Source organism: Cellulosimicrobium sp. SL-1, from assembly GCF_011033075.1.
Classification (GTDB): domain Bacteria; phylum Actinomycetota; class Actinomycetes; order Actinomycetales; family Cellulomonadaceae; genus Cellulosimicrobium; species Cellulosimicrobium funkei.
This window is the reverse complement of record NZ_JAACJC010000002.1, coordinates 458270-479181: the sequence shown is the minus strand read 5'-3', so window position 1 is coordinate 479181 and position 20912 is coordinate 458270. Positions and strand designations below refer to the sequence as shown.

The window sequence follows — 20912 nt, the reverse complement described above, 5'->3', positions numbered from 1 at the left end:
GGAGCGGGTCGTGATCACGCGCGAGGTCGTGCTGGACAACGTCAATCCCACGATCGTGCCGCGCACCACGACCGCGCGAGCACGCACCCCGCGCGAGAAGTCCGCCTGACCCCGACGACCGTCGACCGGACGACCGGGTGAATTCCGTTCGACCGGTGCCGGGGCGCTCACCACGCCCACCTAGCATGTGCCCATGAGCACGCCCGATGGTTCTCCGGCACCCGGTTGGTACGACGACGGCAGCGGGACCGGTGTCCAGCGGTACTGGGACGGATCGTCGTGGACGCAGCACACGATCCCGGCCCCCCAGGGCCAGCCGGCCGCTCCCGGTACCGGCTACGGCGCCCCCGGCGGGGGCGCCTCGGCAGCAGCCTACGGAGCCGCCTACCCGGGCGCGACGACGGCCACCGCCCGCACGGTCCACCCCCTGGGGTGGGTGGCGCTGGCCGCCGCGGTCGTCGGGTTCGTGTTCGCCTGCATCCCCGGCGCGCTGATCATCGGCTGGGTCCTGCTCCCGATCGCTTTCATCCTGTCGATCATCGGGTTCTTCGTGCAGGGTAAGAAGTGGCCGGTCGTCACGGCGCTCGTCCTGTCCGTCGTCGGGACGATCGTCGGCTTCGTCGTCTTCTTCACCGTGGTGAGCGACTCGGTGGACGAGGCCTTCGGCGGTTCGGACGTCACCGTGACCACCCCGGAGGCCACGGAGGAGTCGGCTCCTGCCGAGGACGAGGCGGCGGCGGACGGCGCCGAGACCGACGCCGAGCAGGAGGCGGCCCCCGCAGCGGGCAGCCGCGACAACCCGGTCCCGCTCGGCAGCGTCATCAGCGGCGACGACTTCGACGTCACCATCAACAGCGTGCAGCTCGACGCCACGGACGAGGTCATGGCGGCGAACACGTTCAACGACCCGCCCCCCGAGGGGTTCACCTACGCCGTCATCGACGCCACGATCACCTACACCGGCGCGGAGTCGGGCTTCGCCATGATGGTCACCATCGACTACGTCACGAGCACCGGAGAGGTCCTGGCCTCGTACGACACCTTCGCGGTCCCGCCGGACCCTCAGCTCGGTCTCGACGAGCTCTACACGGGCGGCACCACCGCCGGCAAGATCGCCATCGCGGTCCCGGCCGGCGACCCTGGGCTCGTGCGCGTGACGCCCGGGCTCTTCGCCGACGAGGTGTTCGTCGCCCTTCAGTAGGGCAGCCCTACGCGGTGCGCAGCCAGTCGCGCGCCGCGGCGACGAGGAGCGCGACGCCCAGGTCGAGCGTCGGCTCGGGGACGGGCGCGAAGTACGGGGAGTGGTTCGGGGCGACGCCGTCGGGCAGGTTGCCCATGCCCGTCGCGGTGGACAGGTCGAACCCGGCGAACAGCGCGGGGTCGAACCCGCCGAGGTTCCAGTAGACGAGCGGCACGCCGGCGGCGGTCGCGAGGTCGCCGACGTCCTCGGAGCCAGGCAGCGGCGGGAGCGACACGACGGCTGCCCGCCCGCCCGCGGCCGTGATGCGGTCGTGCTGCTCGTCGAGCGTGCGGGCGAGGACGGCCCGGGTGCGCTCGGTGGCGGCGGGGTCGTTGACCATGAGGTCGAACGTCGAGACCTCCTCGTACTCCGGGGCCCGGGGTGCCCCGGACGCCACGGCCTCGGCGTCGACGATGCGGTGGATCGCGTCGAGCACGCGACGGCGCACCTGCGGCGTGAAGGACCGGACGTTGACGAGCAGCTCCGCCGACCCCGGGATGATGTTGGCCTGCGTCCCGGCGCGCAGGGCCCCGACGGTCACGACCGCGGACTCCCGCGCCCCGACCCCTCGCGACACCACGCCCTGGAGCCGCATGACCGTCGCGGCCGCCATGACGACGGGGTCGACCGTCGACTCGGGGCTCGAGCCGTGACCGCCCTTGCCGTGCAGGGTGACGCGGAACGAGTCGGTCGCGGCCATCGCCGGCCCGGCCGTGAGGTTGACGACGCCCACGGGCAGGGGCATGACGTGCTGCCCCAGGACGACGTCGGGACGTCCGCCGGTCCGGTCGAACAGGCCGTCCGCGACCATCGCCCGCGCTCCCCCGCCGACCTCCTCGGCGGGCTGGAAGACGACGACGAGCGTGCCCGACCACGTGTCGCGGTGCGCGGCGAGCTCGGCCGCGGCGCCGAGCAGGCACGTCACGTGCACGTCGTGGCCGCACGCGTGCATGGTGCCGGACTCGTGGCCGTCGGGCGTGGCCGCGGTGTCCGTGGAGGCGTAGGGCAGGCCGGTGAGCTCGGTGACGGGGAGCCCGTCCATGTCGGCGCGCAGCAGGACGCGCGGTCCGTCGCCGTTCGCGAGGACGCCCGCGACGCCCGTCCCGCCGATCCCCTCGTGCACGTCGTACCCCCACCCGCGCAGCCTCTCGGCGACGATCCCGGCGGTCCGGTGCTCGGCGAACGCGAGCTCGGGGTGGCGATGGAGGTCGGTATAGACGTCGGTGAGCTCGGCGGTGGTCAGCGGGGTCGCGGTCATGCACGCATGATCCCGCGCCCGGCGACGGGCGGCGACCGCGCGCGTCAGCCCACGAAGAGGCAGAACGGGTGACCCGACGGGTCGGCGTAGACGCGCAGCGGCTCGTCCGGGTCGTCGGACCGGTCGAGCAGCAACCGCGCCCCGAGCGCGAGGGCGCGGTCGTGCTGCCGGTCGAGCTCCGCGACGTCGGGCACGGTGCAGTCGAGGTGCAGCTGCTGGGGCACGCCGTCGTCGGGCCACGTCGAGGGCGGGAGCGTCCCCACCTGCTGGAACGCGAGCTGGACCCCGCCCGGTGCGGCGCGCAGCACGAGCCAGTCCGCGCCGTCGGGGTCGGGCTCGCCCGCGGCGGGCGGCTCGTCGCCCGCGCGGTACTCGAGCCCGAACAGGCCGCGGTAGAACTCCGCGAGCGCGCGGGCGTCGGTCGTGTCGAGCACGACCTGGGCGATCCGGGGGAACGTGTCGGCCACGGTGACCACCTCCGCACGTCACCGTCGCGCGTCGCGCGACCGTTCGCACGGCGGGGCCCCGCCGTCGGCACCCCTCGTCCTTGCCGTCGACGGAGAGCGGCACGGCGTCCGGGCTAGGCTCGCCCGCGACGGACGGCGCGAGAGGAGAGGACGTGACGGACCAGGAGGCACGTCTCGCGCGACACGTCGCCGAGGCGGCGGACGCGTGGCTCCGCGACCCGCTCGACGCGGGCGTGTACCGGCGTCTCGTCGACGCGACGCTCGCGTGGCGTTCCGGCGGGGGACGCGTGGTGCAGGGGTCACCGGCACATCCCGCGGCCTCGGCCGAGGCACACCCGGACGCCCCGGCGCCCACCACGGCGGACGACGAGGACGCGCGCTACCTCCGTCCCGAGCGTGCGCCGCGCGCGGTGGGCAGCACGCTCGCGGACGTCGCGAGCATGCTGCGCGCCCGAGCGAGCGCCGCAGCCCCGGAGGGCAAGACTTCGACAGACAGCCCGCAAGAATGCGACGAGCAGACCTGACCGGGACGTAGGGTGTGGGCATGACGCGCGTCCTCGTCACCGGTGCCGACGGCGGCATCGGCCGTGCGACCGTGCGCCACCTGCTCGGCCGGGGATACGAGGTCACGGCGCTGTCGACCGCATTCGAGCACCCGTGCCCCGCGGACCGCACGGTCGTCGGGGACGCCCGCTCCCCCGAGGACGTGAGCCGCGGGCTCGAGGACGCGGGCGCCGTCGTGCACCTCGCCGCGATCCCGCACCCGGACCTGGGCACGCCGCTCGAGGTGTACGCGACCAACACGACGGCGACGTGGGCGGTGCTCTCGCTCGCGGGCGAACGGGGCGTGCCGCGAGCGGTCGTCGCGAGCAGCATCAACGCGTTCGGGGTCCCGATGAACCCGCACGACGTGAGACCCGCCTACTTCCCGCTCGACGAGGACGTCCCGGCCGACGTCGCCGACGCGTACTCGCTCTCGAAGCAGGCGGACGAGGCCGCGGCCCGGGCCGCGTGGCGCCGGTGGGGGATCGACGTCGTCGCGCTGCGCTTCCCGCACGTGCGCGACGCCGCCGGGCTGCGCGAGACGGCGGCGGCCGTCGCCCGCGACCCGCGCGTCGTCGCCCGCGAGGGCTGGGCGTACCTGGACCTGCGCGACGCCGCCCGGGCGGTCGAGGCCGGGCTGAGGGCCGACCTCACGGGCGCCCACGTCGTCGGGCTCGCGGCCGACGACACGCTCCTCGACCTCCCGACGCCCGAGCTCCTCGCCCGGTTCGCCCCGGACGTGCCCCTCACGCGCCCGGTCGGGCCGCGCGACGGCCTCGTCGACACGCGGCGCGCCCGCGAGCTGCTCGGCTTCCGGCCACGGCACTCGGTCCACCGGCCGGACGACGCCTCGCCCGACCGACCGGACGCCCGCCCCGACGCGCGGCCCCGCACCCCGCCCGACGCCCGACCTCCCTCGGAGAGCCCGTGACCGACGCCCCGCTCCGCACCGTCCACCCCGTCGACCCCGCGTTCGCGAACCCGTGGCCCGCGCGGGACGGCACGCGCATCACCGGCGTGCGCGCGATCGTCACGGCGCCGGACGGCATCCCGCTCGTCGTCGTGCGCGTCGACACGAACGTGCCCGGGCTCTACGGGCTCGGGTGCGCGACGTACACGCAGCGCTGGCACGCGGTGGCCGCGTACGTCGAGCAGCACCTCGAGCGGCTCGTCGTGGGGCGCTACCCCGGCGACATCGGCGACCTCGTCCGCCTCGCGCGGCTCGCGCCGTACTGGCGCGAGGGGCCCGTGGGGAACAACGCGATCTCGGGCCTCGACATGGCGCTGTGGGACATCGCCGGCAAGCGCGCGGGGATGCCCGTGCACGAGCTGCTGGGTGGCAAGGTGCGCGACGCCGCCGACACGTACCTCCACGCGAGCGGGCGCACCGTCGCGGAGACGATCGACGACGCGGCGCGGATCGTCGACGCCGGCTGGCGCCACGTGCGGATCCAGACCGGCCAGCCGGGCGTCGGCCACTACGGCACCGCCGCGGACCCCGAGCCCGGCTACCCCGCTGCGCCCTACCCCCACGGCTGGAGCGTCGAGGAGTACCTGCGCCGGACGCCGCGGCTCTTCGCGGCGGCGCGCGAGGCGCTGGGCGATCAGGTCGAGCTGCTGCACGACGTCCACTCGCGCCTCACGCCCAAGCAGGCGGTGATGCTCGCGCGCGCCCTGGAGCCCTACCGCCCCTTCTTCCTCGAGGACGTCCTCGCGCCGGAGCACTGGGACCGCCTGCCCGAGGTGCGCGCCGCCTCGCCCGTGCCGATCGCCGTGGGCGAGCTCGCGACGTCGTTCCCCGACGCCGCGCGGCTCGTCCTCGGTGGCGGCGTCGACCTGATCCGCTGCCACATCAGCGCGATCGGGGGTCTGAGCGCGGGCCGCGCCCTCGCGACGGCGGCCGAGCTGGTCGGGGTGCGCACGGCCTGGCACGCGCCGGGCGACACGTCGCCGGTCGGCGCCGCGGCGAACGTCGCGCTCGACGTCACCTCGACCGCGTTCGGGATCCAGGAGGGCCACGTCTACCCCGACGCCGTCCACGAGGTGTTCCCCGGGACGCTGCGGATCGTCGACGGCTGGCTGCGCCCGCACGACGCGCCCGGCTTCGGCGTCGACCTCGACGAGCGTGCCGCGGCCCGCTACCCGGCCGACCTCGCGGGGCACGACGCGTGGGCCGCGGGCGTCCGCGCGCCCGACGGCGGCCTGGTCGCCCCCTGAGGGCGCGTCATCCGCCGGCGCACGTCGGGGTCGGCGGTTCGCCCGCGAGGCGCGCCTCGGTCCATCGCACGAGGTCGGCCGCGGCGGGCGAGCCCGCCCGCACGAGCCCGACGTGGTCCCGCCCCTGGTAGGTGCGGTAGTCGACCGGCTGCCCGGCCGCGCACCGGGCACCGACGTACGCCTCCTGCGCCGTGGGGAGGATCAACGTGTCCGACGCCCCCTGGGCGACGAGCAACGGAGCGGCGACCGGTCCGGTCGGCACGTTCTCGGCGAGGCGCTCGCCCAGCGGCCCCGTGGTCGGGTCCGTCGTCCACAGGGGCTGGTCCATCGACAGGGCCTCGGCCACCGAGACCAGCGCGCTGGGCTCGGACAGGCAGCGGGACGCCATCTCCCGCACGACGAACCGCGCACCCGGGCGGACGTAGCCCGCCGCGTCGCTGTCCGGGTAGATCGCGTCGTACGCCTCGACGACGAACGACGCGAAGACGCTCCCGCCCACGACGCTCTCCAGGTGGGCCACGAGGCCGGTGAGGTCGCTCGCCGGCGCGAGGGCGGCGACGCCGGCGAGGGGAACGTCGGGCGCGTACCCGGGGGCGACGGCCCCGGTCCACAGCGCGGCGTGGCCACCCTGGGAGTGGCCCCAGACGACGGTCTGCTCGCCGAGCGTCGCACCGTCGAGCTCGCGCGCGGCGCGGACGGCGTCGACGACGGACCGCGCCTCGCCCTGCCCGACGAGGTACGGGTGGGGGCCCTCCGTGCCCAGGCCGACGTAGTCGGTGGCGACGAGCGCCCACCCCCGCGCGAGCACGTCGTCGAGCAGGTAGAACGCGCCGGACTCGAACGGCTCGTCGAGGACCGACAGCGCGCACCCCTGCGCGGAGCCCGTCGTGCCGTGGGCCCACGCGATCACGGGCGACGGGCTCGCCGCGGCGTCCGGCACCACGACGAGCCCGCTCGCCACCGCGGGCCGGCCCTCGTCGCGCGTGGTCGTGTAGAGGATGCGCCAGGCCGTCGCCCCGTCAGGGACCTCGCGGGTGAAGGGCTCGGCGCGCAGGAGCCGACCGGGCTCGTCCGGGACGGACGCCGGCGGGTCGTAGAACGCGTCGACCTGCGGCGCCGCGCGGTGCAGCCCGACGCTGACGACGGCGAGCCCGCCCGCCGCGACGACCGCCAGGACCGCCCCGGCGAGCGCCGCCCGGCCGTGCGGTCGGGTCGTCGCCGGGCCGGGCGCCTCGACGAGCCCGGCGTCGAGGTCCGCGGCGCCCTCGCCCCGTCCCGGAGCGCGGGTGCGGTGCACCCCGGCGACGACCAGCCGGACACCGAGGACCACGAGCCGCACCCCGAAGACCACTGCGACGACGAGCACCGTGACGTCCGGCCACGCGAGGGCGACCAGGCCGAGCACGACCGAGGCCGCGCCGAGGCCGACGCGGCTCCAGCGGTCGATCCCCGCGGAGCGCACGCCCCCGAGCACGTCGAGCAGTCCGGCCACGACGAGACCCGCACCGACGAGGAGCGCGACGACGACGATCGACGGCGCGGGCCACAGAACGACGGCGACCGCGAGCGCCAGGAACAGGCCTCCTCGCGCGAACCGCAGCCCGCGCGGACGTGCGGGCCCTCCGCTGCCCGGCGCGGTGGTGCGCTCGTCGACCGCGCCATCGGCGAGCTCGGCGACGCCCAGGACGAGGGCCCCGGCCACGACCGCGACGACGAGCAGGGCGAGCGACGCGAACGGCCGCAGGACGACGGCCGCCCCGAGCAGGGCGCAGACCGCTCCCACGGTGATGACGGCCCACGGGGGCACCCGGGCCCTCGCGGTGACCGTGGCTCGCGTCCTGGCGACGAGGCGGCTCACGCGGCGACCGTACCGGGCGGGCCCCCGGAGCGCGCGTCGGCCGGGGGCTCGTCCTCGGCAACCCTCGGACGCGGCCGTCTCGACGGAGGCGAGCCGTCCGTGCAAGAACACGACGGGGACACGCAATATCGCTACAGACCCTTGCCACTGCGGCGACTGCATCCTAGTGTTCAGCACGAACGGCGCTGCCCGGAGGTGCGACCGCGCAGCGGGCCGGAGGGTCAGCACGCCCCCGGCGAGCACGGAGGCCGCACGCCTCCCGAGAGAAGACGGGTCGACGATGATTCGCAGCACGAACCACCCCACCGCGCGCCGACGCAGCGCCCGCACCGTGACCGTGACGGCGCTCGCCCTCACGCTCCTCGCGGGCGGCGCGCCGTCGGCCCTGGCCCACGGAACGCCCCGACCGCCCGCGCCCGCCGTGGTGACACGGGCCGCCGTCGACCCGGCGCTCGTCGAGGGACGCGGCGCCGCCGTCCCGTTCCTCGAGCAGGAGGCGGAGAACGCCGTGACGACCGGGACCGTGATCGGGCCCGGCCGTGACGCCTACACGATCGAGGCCGAGGCGTCGGGCCGCTCCGCCGTCCGGCTCACGGCGGGTCAGAACGTGGAGTTCACGCTCCCCGCGGACGCGAACGCGATCACGGTCAGGTACTCGGTCCCCGACTCCCCCACGGGCGGCGGCCTCACGTCGCCGCTCGACGTGTCGGTCCTGCGTCAGGGCAAGAAGGTGGGGCTCGACCGGCGCATGACCCTCACGTCGGCGTACTCCTACCTGTACAACCAGTACCCGTTCACCAACGACCCGACGGCGGACGTCCTCCAGCCCGGCTGGTGGGTCGCGGAGTGCGCGTGCGTCCCCGCGGAGACGACGCCGACCCCGACGTTCGAGAAGCCGTTCCGCCCCATGAAGTTCTACGACGAGCAGCGGCTGCTGCTCGGCCAGACGTACAAGAAGGGCGACGTCGTCCGCCTCGCGGTCCCGGCGCGCGGAGCCGCCGAGTGGACCGTGATCGACCTCCTCGACTCCGAGAAGGTCGCGCCGCCGAAGGTGCGCCTGCTCGCCGCGAACGCGCTGCTCTTCGGGGCCGACCCCACCGGTCGGCGCGACTCCGCCGACGCGCTCGACAAGGCGATCGCGTTCGCGAGGAAGCACCGGCTCGAGGTGTACGTCCCGCTGGGCGTCTACCAGGTGAACCGGCACGTCGTCGTCGACGACGTGACCATCCAGGGCGCCGGGAGCTGGTACACGATCTTCCGGGGCAGAGAGGTCGCGCTGGACGCTCCCGCCCCCGACGGGTCCGTGCACACCGGCGTCGGGTTCTACGGGAAGCACGCCGACGACGGCGGCAGCCGGAACGTCCACCTGCGCGACTTCGCGATCCTCGGGGACGTCCGCGAACGCATCGACACCGACCAGGTCAACGGGGTCGGCGGCGCGCTGAGCAGCTCGTCGATCTCAGGCTTGCACATCCAGCACACCAAGGTCGGGCTGTGGTTCGACGGGCCGATGGACGACCTGCGCGTGGAGAACACCGTGATCGTCGACCAGATCGCCGACGCGCTGAACTTCCATGGCGGCGTGACGAGCTCGGTCGTGCGGAACGTCTTCGTCCGGAACACCGGCGACGACGGCCTCGCGATGTGGTCGGCGAAGGTCGCCAACGCCGGCAACGTGTTCGAGAACAACACGATCCAGTCGAACACCCTGGCCAACGGCATCGCGGTCTACGGCGGCACGGACAACACGGTGCGCGCGAACCTCGTCGCGGACCCTGTCCGCGAGGGCAGCGGGCTCCACGTCGGGTCGCGGTTCGGCGCCGAGCCGTTCGAGGGCCGCCTCGACCTCACCGACAACACCGCCGTGCGTGCGGGCACGCTCGAGCTCAACTGGAACATCGGGCTCGGCGCGATCTGGTTCTACGCGCTCGACGGCGACATCGACGCCGACGTCCGGGTCACCGGCGACCACTACCTCGACAGCACGTACAACGCGATCATGCTGGTCTCCGACTGGGGCGTGAAGGACAAGGTGAAGATCGAGGGCGTCGCGTTCCAGGACGTGCGGGTCGACGGCACGGGCACGTCCGTGGTCAGCGCACGGGTGCGCGGCGGGGCGTCGTTCGAGAACGTCGACGCCCGCAACGTCGGCTGGGCCGGCGTGAACAACTGCGGCGCGTTCACCTTCCCGGACGGCGGCACCGAGTTCACGCTCACCGACCTCGGGGGGAACGACGGTACGTCGCTCAGCCCGTGGGAGCCCGGGACGGTGAACTGGCTCGGCCGGTTCGCCCCCAACGCGCCGAGCTGCACCGACCGGCCGCCGGTCGTCGCTCCCCCGGCCCCGTCGCCCTGGGTCCAGCCGGTCGGCTGACCCCGCTGCACGCGTGGATCGGTCGCGGTCGGATCGTGCCGGCCGCGATCGGTCCGTGCGCCCACGTGGTCCGTGCGCTCACGGGTGGGACGTCGGCGCGACGGTCGACCGCGACGTCAGACGGCCTCGGGCGCCACCTGGCGCGCGAGCTCCTCGACGATGCGCACGTCGGCGTCGAGCCACGGCACGTCGAGCCAGCTCCCGGCGTCGAGCCAGGTCAGCTCGTCGTGCTCGACGAGCGGCTGGGGCTCTCCCGCGGTGACCCGCGCGAACCACAGGCGCATCACGTGGCGGTCGGTGATGATCCAGGTCCCGTGGTCGGGGCCCACGATCTCGTCACCGAGCTCCACGGCCACGCCGAGCTCCTCGCGGAGCTCGCGGTGCAGCGCCTCCGTCGGGGTCTCACCGGGGTCGACCTTGCCCCCGGGGAACTCCCAGCGACCTGCGAGGTGCGACGGACGGGACCGGCGCGCGCTGAGCAGGAACCGCGGGGCGACGAGATCGTCGACGATCGCCGCGGCCACCACCAGTCTGCGCAGAGTCATACGCGGAGTGTCGCACGGCGTCGTGACGCGCGGGTGACACGACCGCGACCGCGGCCTGCGAGGGCCGCGGAGCCGTTCGTCAGCGCAGGCCGGCCGCCCGGGCCCAGGCCACGGCCTCGGCACGGGTCGAGACGCCGAGCTTGCGGTAGAGGCTGCGGACCTGCGACTTGACCGTGTTGCGCGTGACGAAGAGCTTCGTGGCGATCTGCTCGAGAGTGACGTCCTCAGACAGGTTCGACAGGACGACCCGCTCCCGGCGGGTCAGCGGAGCGATCGGGGTGGCGATCCGCTCCGACGGGGCCGCCACGGGGCGGACCAGCTCGATGGTGCTCATGTTCTCCTCCAGATGCTCTCCGGTCACGTCATCCCCACGTGGCGAGTTCCGGTTGGTGCTACTTGAAGGGATGGGACGGGAGTCGTTTCATGACGCGACTTCTCGCGACGAGTTTCAGGACGTTCGTCCAGACCCGGACGAACGTGCCGCCAGAGCGGCGTCGGTGCAGGTCAGACGAGGTGCTGGTACGAGAGCAGCAGCAGCGCGACGGCCGTGTAGTCCTCGACGGAACCCGTCGAACGGGTCACGACGCTCACGCTCATCTGCTCGACCGTCGGGAGCATTCCCTGGGCGAGGTCCTCCTGCAGCGTGCGCTCGACGGTGTCGCTCAGCGCTGCCATGGCGGCGTCGATGCTCGCCTGCGGGCCCGACGTGAGATAGGTCGGCGTCGGGACGCGGGGCCCGTGGCTCGCGCGGGTCGGGCTGTCGGGCGACGTCACGGTGTCGATCATGGGAGTACCCCCCTGCCAGTCCGGGGGACCGTCCCCTCGGCACCCACCACCCTGGTGCGCGGTCCTCGGGGGAATCCCACGTCCGCCGCAGGAGAACCTCAAGATTTGCTCAAGACTCGGGGTTCGTGCCCTCCCGGGCGCCGTCGGTCAGGGCGCGCAGGCGCTCGAGACGTGCCGGCACCGCGGCGAGGTCGCCCCCACGGAGCGCCGCCTCCAGCTCGCGCGCGGCCGCGGTCGTGTCGTCGTCGCCGAACGTCCCGGCGGACCCGGCGACGGCGTGGCACAGCGCCGCCGCCTCGAGGACGGCCTCGGCCGAGGGCTCCTCCGCGTCGTCCGCCCCGTGCCCCAGGAGGCGGGCCGCCTCCTCGACGCGCGCCGCGTTCCGGGCGCGCGCCCGCTGCCGCAGCACGACGAGCGCGGCGTCGAGCCGGTCGTCCGCACGACCGTCGGGCCCCGCCGTCACGGCTTCCACCCGAGGAGCGCGCCGAGCCGGGCCGCGAGGTCGAGAGCGTCGAACGGCTTCGTGATGACGCCGGCGGCGCCCAGGCCGTCGAGGCGCGAGATCTCCCCCGCGCCGACCTTGGCGGTGAGGAAGACGACCGGCACGTCGCGCAGCGCGGGGCGGGTCCGCAGGCGCGCGAGCACGGTGGGCCCGTCCACGACGGGCATCATCACGTCGAGCACGATCGCGTCGGGCCGCACGCGCTCGGCGAGCGCCGCGCCCTCGTCGCCGTCGGCGGCGACGTGCACCTCGTAGCCGCCCACCACGTCGAGCGCGAGCTCGACGACCTCGCGGATCGACGGGTCGTCGTCGATGACGACCACGCGCCGCCTGGTCTGCCCTTCCGCGTCCATCGTCCCGACGCTAGCCGAGAAGCCCGCGCCCGGCAGCGCGCGCCCACGGGCGGTCCCCTACGCTCGACGCATGGTGGGGCAGCGGGGACCGACGGAGCGGACGCACGACCCCTTCGTCCTCTGGTGCTGGGTGGTCGGCGTCCTCCTCGTGCTCCTCGCCGCGGTCCTCGCGAGCCCGCTCGACGCCGAGACGCGACGCACGGTCTCGCAGGCCTCGATCGTCAGCGCCGGGGCGATCGCCGCGGCGAGCTGCGGGTGGCGTGCGGCACGCTCGACCGGCCGACGGCGTCGGGCGTGGAGCCTGCTCGCGCTCGGCGGGGTCGTCGGCCTCGTGGGCAACGTCTACGCGGGCCTGGTCGACAACCCCTCGACGGGCGACTACGCCTACATCGCCGCGCTGCTCCTCGGCATCGTCGGGCTCGCGTTCTTCCCCACCGTGCGCCCGCGCGGCAAGGAGATCGGGCGGATGCTGCTCGACAGCGTCGTCGTCGGCGGCTCGGTGCTGTACATCGCGCTCTACGCGGTGACGCTCCGCTCGGCCGAGGCCCCGCCGACCGGCACCGCGGCCGTCACGGCGTACACGCTCCCGGTGGTGGACGCGCTGCTCGCGACCTTCGCCGTCCTCGTGATGACCCGCTCGACCGCCTCCGAGCGGGTGCCCCTCGTGCTCGTGGGCAGCGGGTTCGTGCTCTACGCCGTAGCCGACGTCGCGTTCGCCCTGCTCTCCGCCGACGGCACGTTCACGTTCGGGAGCCCGATCGACGTCGGCTGGGTCGGCGGGTATCTCATGATCGCGCTCGCCGCGCGGCACCGGGCGGCGAGCGGCAGCCCCGTGGCCGACGAGCGGGCGCAGGGGTCCGCGATCCTCGGCACGACCGTGACGTTCTGCCTGTTCCTCGCGGCCGCTCTCGTGCGGGTGGTGCAGTCCTCCTCGACGGGGTTCTCGTGGGCCCCGAACGCGCTCTGGGTCGTCGTCCTGCTCGCCGTCGTCGCGCGGCAGATCCTCGTCGTCGCCGACAACGAGTCGCTGCTGCACGGCCTCGAACGGCGCGTCGAGGAGCGCACGTCCCAGCTCCGCGCGCTCGCCGGGGAGCGCGCGCGGACGCTCGAGTCCGTGGCGGACGGCATCTACGGCGTCGACCCCGACGGCCGCGTCACCTTCGTCAACGCGGCGGCGTCCCGCACGCTCGGCGCGAGCCCCGACTCGCTCATCGGCCGGGACGCGCACGCGCTCTTCCACGCGCCCGACGCGGACGGCAACCCCTACCCCGCGGAGTCCTGCTACATCCGGGAGGCCGTGCGCGACGGCATCACCGCGGTCGCCGAGCAGGACGTCTACCTCCGCGAGGACGGCTCCGAGGTGGCCGTCGAGGTCACGGCGAGCCCGCTCAAGGACGACGGCCGCACGCTGGGTGCGGTCGTCGTGTTCCGCGACATCACGGACCGGCGGGAGGTCGAGCGGCTCAAGGACGAGTTCGTGTCCGTCGTGAGCCACGAGCTGCGCACGCCGCTCACCGCGATCCGCGGCGCGCTCGGCCTGCTCGACAGCGGGGCCCTCGGCACGCTCCCCGAGCGCTCGGCGCGCATGGTGCACGTCGCGCGGTCCAGCAGCGACCGCCTCAACCGGATCGTGGACGACATCCTCGACATCGAGCGCATGGACTCGGGCACGACGCCGCTCGAGCGGGCCGACCACCGCGTGGCCGACCTCGTCGCGACGGCCGCGGAGCCGGTCGGGCTGCTCGCGCGCGACGCCGGCGTCGAGATCGTGCAGGAGGACACCGACGAGGTCGTCGCCGTCGACGGGGACCGCGTCGTGCAGATGCTGACCAACCTGCTGAGCAACGCCGTGAAGTTCTCCCCGCCGGGCGGGACGGTCCGCGTGTCCGCGCGCTCCGCCGGGGAGATGGTCGAGCTCCGCGTCGAGGACGAGGGGCGCGGCATCCCCCCGGACAAGCTCGAGGCGGTGTTCCGGCGCTTCGAGCAGGTCGACGCGTCGGACTCCCGCGAGCGGGGCGGCAGCGGGCTCGGGCTCGCGATCTCGCAGAGCATCGTGGAGCGCCACGGGGGCCGCATCTGGGCCGAGAGCCGCGGCGAGGGCACGGGCGCGACCTTCCGCGCGACCCTCCCCCGGCCCGAGCCGGTCCTCGGCGCGGCCGACGACGTGCCCGCGACCGCGACCGGCGACCAGCGCCCGCGGGTCGTCGTGGTCGACGACGACGCGTACGTCGTCGACGTGCTGCGCGCGGTCCTGGAGTCGCGCGGGTACGACGTCGTCGGGGTGACCGACGGCACGCTCGCCTTCGCGGCCATCGAGGCCGCCCGGCCCGCCGCCGTCGTGCTCGACCTCGCGATGCCGGGGCGCGACGGGCAGGACGTGCTCGACCGGGTGCGCCGGAGCGCCGCGACGGCGAACGTGCCCGTCGTCATCGTCTCGGGCTCGCAGCCCTCGAAGGCCCAGGCGACGGCGTCGCTCGCCGACCGCTGGCTCGTCAAGCCGGTCGCGCCCGCGGAGCTCGAGCGCACCGTCAAGGAGGCCGTGAGCCTGCGCCCGCACCACGAGCACGTGCTCGTCGTCGAGGACGACCCGGAGGTCGGCGAGGTGGTCCGGGCCGTCCTGCAGGGCGCGGGTCTCGTCGTCACGCTGGCGCGCAGCGTCCACGAGGCGCTGGAGGTGCTCGCGGGCGGCGACGACCCGGCGCTCGTCGTGCTCGACCTCACGCTGCCCGACGGCGCGGGCCGCGAGGTCGTCGACGCGCTCCGCCAGGACGGCCGCCTGAGCCGGGTCCCGCTCGTCATCTACAGCGGGGCGCGCCTCGACGCGCACCAGCGTGCGGACCTCCGGCTGGGAGATACCGTCTACCTGCGCAAGGGGAGCACCGCCCCCGAGAAGCTGCTGGAACCCGTGCTCGACCTCCTGGACACGGCCGCGGGCCGCTGGGGCACGGCGCACGACGACGGGGCGAGAGCCTCGAGGACGGAGAACACATGACCGCGGGACCCATCATCTACGTGAGCCACGGGACGGGCACGGGGAGGACCGAGCTGTCCGCGTTCGACGCGGCGCTCACGGACGCCGGCGTCGGCGACTTCAACCTCGTCCGGCTGAGCTCCGTCGTGCCGCCCGGGTCCCGCGTGGTCGAGGTGGACCGCCTCGAGGAGGGGTACGGCGGGCACGGCGACCTCCTCTACTGCGTGTACGCCGAGGCGCACGCCGTGATGCCCGGCCACGAGGCGTGGGCCGGCGTGGCGTGGTCGCTGCGTGACGACGACAGCGGTGCCGGTCTGTTCGTGGAGCACGAGGCGCCGTCGCACGAGCAGCTCGAGCTGGACCTCACGCTCAGCCTGGAGGACCTGGCCGCGACGCGCGGCAACCGGTTCCACCCGGCCGGCCGCCGGGTCGCCGGAGTGCGCTGCGAGTCGCTGCCCGTGTGCTCCGTCGTCGTCGCCGCGTACCGCCGCGAGGGCTGGGACGGGGAGACCCGGTGACCGCGCCGGCGCGCGCGGGCGCGGGGCGCGCCACGGTGACGTTCGAGCAGACCGTGGAGGGCGAGCTCGCCGACCGGTTCTGGGACCTCTATCTCGAGGCGTTCGAGCCGCTGCGCACGCGCGCGGCGGCCCGGCACGTGCTGCACCGCGAGGAGTTCGACGAGGAGATGAGCGACCCGCGGGTGCTCAAGCTCCTCGCGCACGACGACGACGGCGCGGCCGTCGGGCTGACGACGCTCGCGACCGACCTCGCGGCCGTCCCGTGGGTGAGCCCGGAGTTCTTCGCGGCGCGCTACCCCGAGCACGCGGCGCGCGGCGCCGTCTGGTACATCGGCTTCACGCTCGCCCACCCGGGCCGTCGTGCGAGCCGGACGTTCATGGACATGATCGACGCGCTCGTCGCGCACCTCGCGGAGAACCGCGTCGTGTGCGCCTACGACGTGTCGCGGTTCAACGACGACTCGCTGCGGTTCGCGGACAACCTGCGCCGCCACCTCGAGCGGACGCAGGACGTCGAGGTCGAGACCGTCGACCAGCAGACGTACTACGCGACGACGTTCCGCTGACCGGCGCGCCGACCCTGTGCCGGGGCGGTCCGCACCGCCCCGGCACGGCCGTCAGCTGCCGACGTGCGCCGCGTACTGGTCGGCGGTGAGCAGGTCGCCCGTGTCGACGACGTCGACCTTGAACAGCCAACCGTCGGTGTACGGGTCCGAGTTCACGACGGCCGGGTCGTCGACCGCCGCCTGGTTCACCTCGACGATCGTGCCCGTCACGGGCGAGAAGAGCTCCGACACGGACTTGGTCGACTCGACCTCGCCGATGACGCTCCCGGCGGTCACCTCGGCGCCCACCTCCGGCAGCTCCAGGTAGACGATGTCGCCGAGAGCCTCGGCGGCCGTCGCGGTGATCCCGACGACGGCGGGCGTCGAGCCGTCGATCCACTCGTGCTCGGCCGTGTACTGCAGGTGCGCCGGGAACTGGGCCTCGGTCATGGGGTTCTCCTTCGGGACGACGGGGCGGTCAGGACTGCTGGGGACGACGGTAGAACGGGAGCGGCACGACGACCACGGGCTCGGCCCGGCCGCGCACGTCGACGGCAAGCTCGGTGCCCTCCGCCGACAGCTCGGGCGTGACGTACGCGAGGGCGACCGGGTGGCCGAGCGTCGGGGACGGCGCGCCGGACGTCACCGTGCCCACGCGGCGCGCGGACTCCCCCACCGCTCCCCCGGCGTCGACGCCGTCGCCCGGCAGCACGACGGCGTAGCCCGCCCGCGCGGGCCGCCGCCCCAGGCCCCGGAGCCCGACGAGCACGCGCGCGGGCGGCGACTCCCGGCGCGCGGCGAGCGCGGCGCGGCCGACGAACTCGAGCGGCGCGCCGTCGGCGTCGACCTTGTCGAGCTTCACGACGCGCCCGAGCCCGGCCTCGTACGGCGTGGTCGTGGTGTCGAGCTCGTGCCCGTACAGCGGCATCCCGGCCTCCAGGCGCAGCGAGTCGCGCGCGGACAGGCCCGCCGGGACCAGGCCGAGCGGCGCCCCCGCGGCGAGCACGGTGCGCCACAGGTCGGCGGCGCGGTCCGCAGGCACGAACAGCTCGAACCCGTCCTCCCCCGTGTACCCGGTGCGGGCCACGAGCGCGTCGACCGGGCCGTCGTCGGTCCGCAGCACGAGCGGCGCGGCCGCGTAGTACCGGAGGCCGCGCACGGTCTCGGCGGCGACCGGGTCGGCCGGGTCCGTGAGGCCCGCGACGATCTCCTCCGCACGCGGCCCCTGGACCGCGACGAGCGCCGTGCTCGCGCCCTGGTCGGTGACCGTCGCGTCGAAGCCCGCGGCGCGCTCCACGAGCTCGCGCGCGACGAGGTCCGCGTTCCCCGCGTTCGCGACCACGAGGAACCGCTCGTCCGCGAGGCGGTAGACGACGAGGTCGTCGAGGACCGCGCCGTCCTCCTGGCAGATCATCGTGTAGCGCGCCCGGCCCGGCGCGACCGCGGAGAGGTTCCCGACGAGCGCGTGGTCCAGCGCGGCCGCGGCCTGCGGTCCCGCGACCTCGATCTCGCCCATGTGGGAGAGGTCGAACAGGCCGGCCGCCTCGCGGACGGCGCGGTGCTCCGCGAGGTCGGACGTGTACCGCAGCGGCATGAGCCACCCGCCGAAGCTCGTGAGGTTCGCGCCGTGCGCGACGTGCTCGTCGTGCAGCGGGCTGCGGCGCTCCGCGCTCTCGGTCGTCCCGGTCTGCTGCTCGGTCATGCGAGGTCTCCCGTCACGTAGGACTCCAGGGGCGGGCACGAGCACACGAGGTTGCGGTCGCCCCGCGCACCGTCGATGCGGCGCACCGGCGGCCAGTACTTCCCGGCGCGCAGGCTCGCGACCGGGTAGGCCGCGAGCTCGCGCGAGTAGGGCTTGGCCCAGTCCTCCGCCACGAGCGCCGCCGCGGTGTGCGGCGCGCCGCGCAGCGGCGACTCCTCGACCGCCCAGCGGCCCGACGCGACCGCGTCGATCTCGCCGCGGATGGCGACGAGCGCGTCGACGAACCGGTCGAGCTCCGCGAGGTCCTCGCTCTCCGTCGGCTCCACCATGAGCGTGCCTGCCACGGGGAACGAGAGCGTCGGCGCGTGGAACCCGTAGTCCATGAGCCGCTTCGCCACGTCCTCCGCCGTCACACCCGTCTCCGCGGTGATCGGGCGCAGGTCGAGGATGCACTCGTGCGCGACGAGGCCGTTCGGGCCCGTGTACAGCACCGGGTAGTGGTCGGCGAGCCGGCTCGCGACGTAGTTCGCGGTGAGCACCGCGGTCTTCGTCGCCTCCGTCAGCCCGTCCGGGCCCATGAGGGCGACGTACGCGTACGAGATCGGCAGGATCCCGGCCGAGCCGTACCGCGTCGCCGAGACGGGCGTCGCGGCGGACGCGCCCGGCGCCAGCGGGTCGCCCGGGAGGAACGGCACGAGGTGCTCGCCGACCGCGACCGGTCCGACCCCGGGCCCTCCCCCGCCGTGCGGGATGCAGAACGTCTTGTGCAGGTTCAGGTGCGAGACGTCGCCGCCGAACTCCCCCGGGCGCGCGAGCCCGACGAGCGCGTTGAGGTTCGCCCCGTCGATGTACACCTGGCCACCTGCCTCGTGTACGAGGTCGCAGACCTCACGGACGTGCTCCTCGAAGACCCCGTGCGTCGACGGGTAGGTGATCATGATCGCCGCGACCCGCGGCCCGTGGTCGGCCAGCTTGGCGCGCAGGTCGGCGAGGTCCACCTCGCCGCTCTCGGCGGTCCGCACGACCTCGACCTTCAGGCCCGCCAGCGCCGCCGACGCCGCGTTCGTGCCGTGCGCCGAGGCGGGGATCAGGCACACGTCACGCTCCACGTCCCCGCGAGACACGTGGTACTCGCGGATCGCCAGCAGGCCCGCGAACTCGCCCTGCGAGCCCGCGTTGGGCTGCACCGAGACGCCCGCGTAGCCCGTGATCTCCGCCAGCGCCGACTCCAGGCCGCCGATGAGCTCCTCGTAGCCGCGCGCCTGGTCGGCGGGGACGAACGGGTGCAGGTCCGCGAACCCCGGCCAGGAGATCGCCTCCATCTCCGCCGTCGCGTTGAGCTTCATCGTGCACGAGCCCAGCGGGATCATCGTGCGGTCCAGGGCGAGGTCCTTGTCCGCGAGGCGGCGCAGGTAGCGCAGCATCGACGTCTCGGAGCGGTGCAGGCGGAAGATCGGGTGCTGGAGGTACGGCGTCGTGCGGGTCGCCCAGGCCGGGAGGTCGTGGCCGGGCGATGCGGCAGCGGCGACGTCCTCGCTCTGCCCGGTCGCGAGGTCGATCCCGAACGCCCGCACGACCGTGGCGAGGATCGCGGGCGTGGTGGTCTCGTCGCAGGCGATCTGTACATGGTCTGCATCGGGGTTGTACAGGTTGACGCCGGCCGTCGCGGCAGCCTCGACGACGTCGGCGGCGCGGCCCGGGACCACGGCGCGGACGGTGTCGAAGAAGGTGTCGTGCTCGACGGTGACGCCGCCCGCGCGCAGGTGCTCGGCGAGCCTCGTGGCGTGGGCGTGGGTGCGCTCGGCGATCGCGCGGAGGCCGTCCGGACCGTGGTAGACCGCGTACATCGAGGCGACGATCGCGAGGAGCGCCTGCGCCGTGCAGATGTTGCTCGTCGCCTTCTCGCGCCGGATGTGCTGCTCGCGCGTCTGGAGGGCGAGGCGGTAGGCGGTGTCGCCGTCGGCGTCGATCGAGACGCCCACGAGGCGGCCCGGCAGGGAGCGCTCGAGGCCCTTGCGGACGGCCATGAACGCGGCGTGCGGGCCGCCGTAGAACAGCGGGACGCCGAACCGCTGGGCGGAGCCCACCGCCACGTCGGCGCCGAGCTCGCCGGGGGAGACCAGCAGCGTCAGGGCGAGCAGATCGCTCGCCACGGTGACGAGCGCACCCGCGTCCTTGGCCTCCGCGACCACGGGCCGCCAGTCCACGACGCGACCCGACGCGCCCGACTGCTGGACGACGACGCCCACGAGGTGCGCGTCGTCGTCCACCTCGGCGGGGAACGCGCCCGCCGCGCGGGCGGCGGCGAGCCCGGCCTCCAGGCCACCCGACAGGTCCGCGACGACGACGGGCAGGCCGACGGCCTGCGCACGACCGAGCGTCACCGCGAGCGTCTGCGGGAAGAGGTCGGCGTCGAGCACCACGTAGCCGCTCTTCGCGCGCGACGCCCGCCACATGAGGGCGACGGCCTCTGCGACCGCGGTCGCCTCGTCGAGCAGCGACGCGTTCGCGACGTCGAGGCCGGTGAGGTCCTCGACGACCTGCTGGAAGTTCAGCAGCGCCTCCAGGCGGCCCTGCGAGATCTCGGGCTGGTACGGCGTGTACGCCGTGTACCAGGCGGGGGACTCGAGGACGTTGCGACGGATCACCGGGGGAGTGACGGTGCCGTAGTAGCCGAGCCCGATCATCTGCGTCTTGACGACGTTCTTCGCGGCGAGCGCGCGCAGGTGGTCGAGCACCTCCGTCTCGGTGCGCGCCGGCGGCAGGTCGAGCGCGCGCTCGGTGCGGATCGTCGCGGGCACCGCGGCGTCGACCAGCGCGTCGAGCGAGGCGTAGCCGAGCTGGTCGAGCATGACCTGCACCTCGCGGCCCCGCGGGCCGAGGTGGCGCGGCGCGAACGCGCCGGAGGCGGCGTCGGGCGGCGAGGTGCGGTCGAGGGACGGCTGGGTCACGGGGACCTCCGGGGGAGGGGACGACGACGGGTCCCTCCCCGCTCTGTCATCGGACGCACGCGTCGACCTGAGAGTTTTGCCG

General features: G+C 74.6%; 19 protein-coding genes. 8 read left to right on the top strand and 11 right to left on the bottom strand.

Going from position 1 to position 20912, the window contains the following annotated elements; genetic code table 11:
- Window positions 1–193: 193 nt before the first annotated feature.
- Window positions 194–1201, top strand: coding sequence for a DUF2510 domain-containing protein (locus tag GWJ10_RS04720; protein WP_241005667.1), 1008 nt, complete (start codon window positions 194–196; stop codon window positions 1199–1201).
- Window positions 1202–1208: 7 nt separating this feature from the next.
- Here GWJ10_RS04720 and GWJ10_RS04715 read toward each other — a convergent pair whose 3' ends face one another.
- Together GWJ10_RS04715 and GWJ10_RS04710 are read right to left on the bottom strand one after the other, a co-directional pair.
- Window positions 1209–2498, bottom strand: a complete 1290-nt coding sequence (locus GWJ10_RS04715; protein WP_163185546.1) for an amidohydrolase — start codon at window positions 2496–2498, stop codon at window positions 1209–1211.
- Between the two features lie 44 nt (window positions 2499–2542).
- Window positions 2543–2965 carry a VOC family protein gene (locus GWJ10_RS04710; RefSeq protein WP_076404560.1) on the bottom strand — a complete coding sequence of 141 codons (423 nt, stop codon included), beginning with the start codon at window positions 2963–2965 and terminating at the stop codon, window positions 2543–2545.
- Window positions 2966–3117: 152 nt separating this feature from the next.
- Here GWJ10_RS04710 and GWJ10_RS04705 point away from each other — a divergent pair, with 152 nt between their 5' ends.
- Genes GWJ10_RS04705 through GWJ10_RS04695 form a run of 3 tightly spaced genes read left to right on the top strand, consistent with a single transcriptional unit; the run spans window position 3118 to window position 5725 of the window.
- Window positions 3118–3489, top strand: coding sequence for a hypothetical protein (locus GWJ10_RS04705; RefSeq protein WP_163185543.1), 372 nt, complete (start codon window positions 3118–3120; stop codon window positions 3487–3489).
- Window positions 3490–3509: 20 nt separating this feature from the next.
- A complete protein-coding gene (locus GWJ10_RS04700; RefSeq protein WP_163185540.1) occupies window positions 3510–4439 on the top strand; it encodes an NAD(P)-dependent oxidoreductase in 930 nt (309 codons plus the stop codon).
- A complete protein-coding gene (locus tag GWJ10_RS04695) occupies window positions 4436–5725 on the top strand; it encodes an enolase C-terminal domain-like protein (protein ID WP_163185537.1) in 1290 nt (429 codons plus the stop codon). The genes GWJ10_RS04700 and GWJ10_RS04695 overlap by 4 nt, the downstream gene beginning before the upstream one ends.
- A gap of 7 nt (window positions 5726–5732) precedes the next feature.
- On the opposite strand, the gene GWJ10_RS04690 is transcribed toward GWJ10_RS04695, so the two are convergent.
- Window positions 5733–7583, bottom strand: a complete 1851-nt coding sequence (locus GWJ10_RS04690) for a lipase family protein (protein ID WP_241005666.1) — start codon at window positions 7581–7583, stop codon at window positions 5733–5735.
- 280 nt (window positions 7584–7863) lie between these two features.
- On the opposite strand from GWJ10_RS04690, the gene GWJ10_RS04685 reads away from it, so the two are divergent.
- Complete coding sequence (locus GWJ10_RS04685) at window positions 7864–9957, top strand: glycosyl hydrolase family 28-related protein (protein ID WP_163185531.1); 2094 nt, start codon at window positions 7864–7866, stop codon at window positions 9955–9957.
- A 116-nt stretch (window positions 9958–10073) separates the two neighbouring features.
- On the opposite strand, the gene GWJ10_RS04680 is transcribed toward GWJ10_RS04685, so the two are convergent.
- The 5 genes from GWJ10_RS04680 to GWJ10_RS04660 form a co-directional block, all read right to left on the bottom strand.
- Window positions 10074–10502 (bottom strand): (deoxy)nucleoside triphosphate pyrophosphohydrolase, encoded by a 429-nt coding sequence (locus GWJ10_RS04680; RefSeq protein WP_163185528.1) that lies wholly within the window; start codon window positions 10500–10502, stop codon window positions 10074–10076.
- Window positions 10503–10581: 79 nt separating this feature from the next.
- Window positions 10582–10836, bottom strand: a complete 255-nt coding sequence (locus GWJ10_RS04675; RefSeq protein WP_043653127.1) for a helix-turn-helix transcriptional regulator — start codon at window positions 10834–10836, stop codon at window positions 10582–10584.
- Window positions 10837–11006: 170 nt separating this feature from the next.
- Window positions 11007–11288, bottom strand: a complete 282-nt coding sequence (locus GWJ10_RS04670; protein ID WP_021483475.1) for a hypothetical protein — start codon at window positions 11286–11288, stop codon at window positions 11007–11009.
- A gap of 109 nt (window positions 11289–11397) precedes the next feature.
- The gene (locus GWJ10_RS04665; protein ID WP_163185525.1) at window positions 11398–11751 is read right to left on the bottom strand and encodes an Hpt domain-containing protein; all 354 of its coding nucleotides are present in this window, start codon (window positions 11749–11751) and stop codon (window positions 11398–11400) included.
- Complete coding sequence (locus GWJ10_RS04660) at window positions 11748–12143, bottom strand: response regulator (protein ID WP_076404135.1); 396 nt, start codon at window positions 12141–12143, stop codon at window positions 11748–11750. Before GWJ10_RS04660 ends, GWJ10_RS04665 begins: the two co-directional genes overlap by 4 nt.
- A gap of 70 nt (window positions 12144–12213) precedes the next feature.
- On the opposite strand from GWJ10_RS04660, the gene GWJ10_RS04655 reads away from it, so the two are divergent.
- From GWJ10_RS04655 to GWJ10_RS04645, 3 genes are read left to right on the top strand one after another with little or no spacing between them, the layout of a single operon-like run.
- Complete coding sequence (locus GWJ10_RS04655; protein WP_163185523.1) at window positions 12214–15135, top strand: response regulator; 2922 nt, start codon at window positions 12214–12216, stop codon at window positions 15133–15135.
- Complete coding sequence (locus GWJ10_RS04650) at window positions 15132–15632, top strand: pyruvoyl-dependent arginine decarboxylase (RefSeq protein ID WP_043653117.1); 501 nt, start codon at window positions 15132–15134, stop codon at window positions 15630–15632. The genes GWJ10_RS04655 and GWJ10_RS04650 overlap by 4 nt, the downstream gene beginning before the upstream one ends.
- Window positions 15629–16198 (top strand): hypothetical protein, encoded by a 570-nt coding sequence (locus GWJ10_RS04645; RefSeq protein ID WP_163185520.1) that lies wholly within the window; start codon window positions 15629–15631, stop codon window positions 16196–16198. Before GWJ10_RS04650 ends, GWJ10_RS04645 begins: the two co-directional genes overlap by 4 nt.
- 51 nt (window positions 16199–16249) lie before the next feature.
- On the opposite strand, the gene gcvH is transcribed toward GWJ10_RS04645, so the two are convergent.
- From gcvH to gcvP, 3 genes are read right to left on the bottom strand one after another with little or no spacing between them, the layout of a single operon-like run.
- Window positions 16250–16627 carry a glycine cleavage system protein GcvH gene (gcvH, locus tag GWJ10_RS04640; RefSeq protein ID WP_021483687.1) on the bottom strand — a complete coding sequence of 126 codons (378 nt, stop codon included), beginning with the start codon at window positions 16625–16627 and terminating at the stop codon, window positions 16250–16252.
- 28 nt (window positions 16628–16655) lie between these two features.
- The gene (gene gcvT, locus GWJ10_RS04635) at window positions 16656–17879 is read right to left on the bottom strand and encodes a glycine cleavage system aminomethyltransferase GcvT (protein WP_163185517.1); all 1224 of its coding nucleotides are present in this window, start codon (window positions 17877–17879) and stop codon (window positions 16656–16658) included.
- On the bottom strand, window positions 17876–20830 hold the full coding sequence (gene gcvP / locus GWJ10_RS04630; RefSeq protein WP_163185514.1) for an aminomethyl-transferring glycine dehydrogenase: 2955 nt from the start codon (window positions 20828–20830) through the stop codon (window positions 17876–17878). The genes gcvT and gcvP overlap by 4 nt, the downstream gene beginning before the upstream one ends.
- Window positions 20831–20912: the final 82 nt, after the last annotated feature.

Coding starts and splice junctions, on each gene's coding strand:
- GWJ10_RS04685 (WP_163185531.1), top strand. CDS start 7,864: ATGATTCGCAGCACGAACCACCCCACCGCGCGCCGACGCAGCGCCCGC.
- GWJ10_RS04720 (WP_241005667.1), top strand. CDS start 194: ATGAGCACGCCCGATGGTTCTCCGGCACCCGGTTGGTACGACGACGGC.
- GWJ10_RS04650 (WP_043653117.1), top strand. CDS start 15,132: ATGACCGCGGGACCCATCATCTACGTGAGCCACGGGACGGGCACGGGG.
- GWJ10_RS04660 (WP_076404135.1), bottom strand. CDS start 12,143: ATGGACGCGGAAGGGCAGACCAGGCGGCGCGTGGTCGTCATCGACGAC.
- GWJ10_RS04700 (WP_163185540.1), top strand. CDS start 3,510: ATGACGCGCGTCCTCGTCACCGGTGCCGACGGCGGCATCGGCCGTGCG.
- GWJ10_RS04670 (WP_021483475.1), bottom strand. CDS start 11,288: ATGATCGACACCGTGACGTCGCCCGACAGCCCGACCCGCGCGAGCCAC.
- GWJ10_RS04675 (WP_043653127.1), bottom strand. CDS start 10,836: ATGAGCACCATCGAGCTGGTCCGCCCCGTGGCGGCCCCGTCGGAGCGG.
- GWJ10_RS04715 (WP_163185546.1), bottom strand. CDS start 2,498: ATGACCGCGACCCCGCTGACCACCGCCGAGCTCACCGACGTCTATACC.
- gcvT (WP_163185517.1), bottom strand. CDS start 17,879: ATGACCGAGCAGCAGACCGGGACGACCGAGAGCGCGGAGCGCCGCAGC.
- GWJ10_RS04655 (WP_163185523.1), top strand. CDS start 12,214: ATGGTGGGGCAGCGGGGACCGACGGAGCGGACGCACGACCCCTTCGTC.
- GWJ10_RS04680 (WP_163185528.1), bottom strand. CDS start 10,502: ATGACTCTGCGCAGACTGGTGGTGGCCGCGGCGATCGTCGACGATCTC.
- gcvH (WP_021483687.1), bottom strand. CDS start 16,627: ATGACCGAGGCCCAGTTCCCGGCGCACCTGCAGTACACGGCCGAGCAC.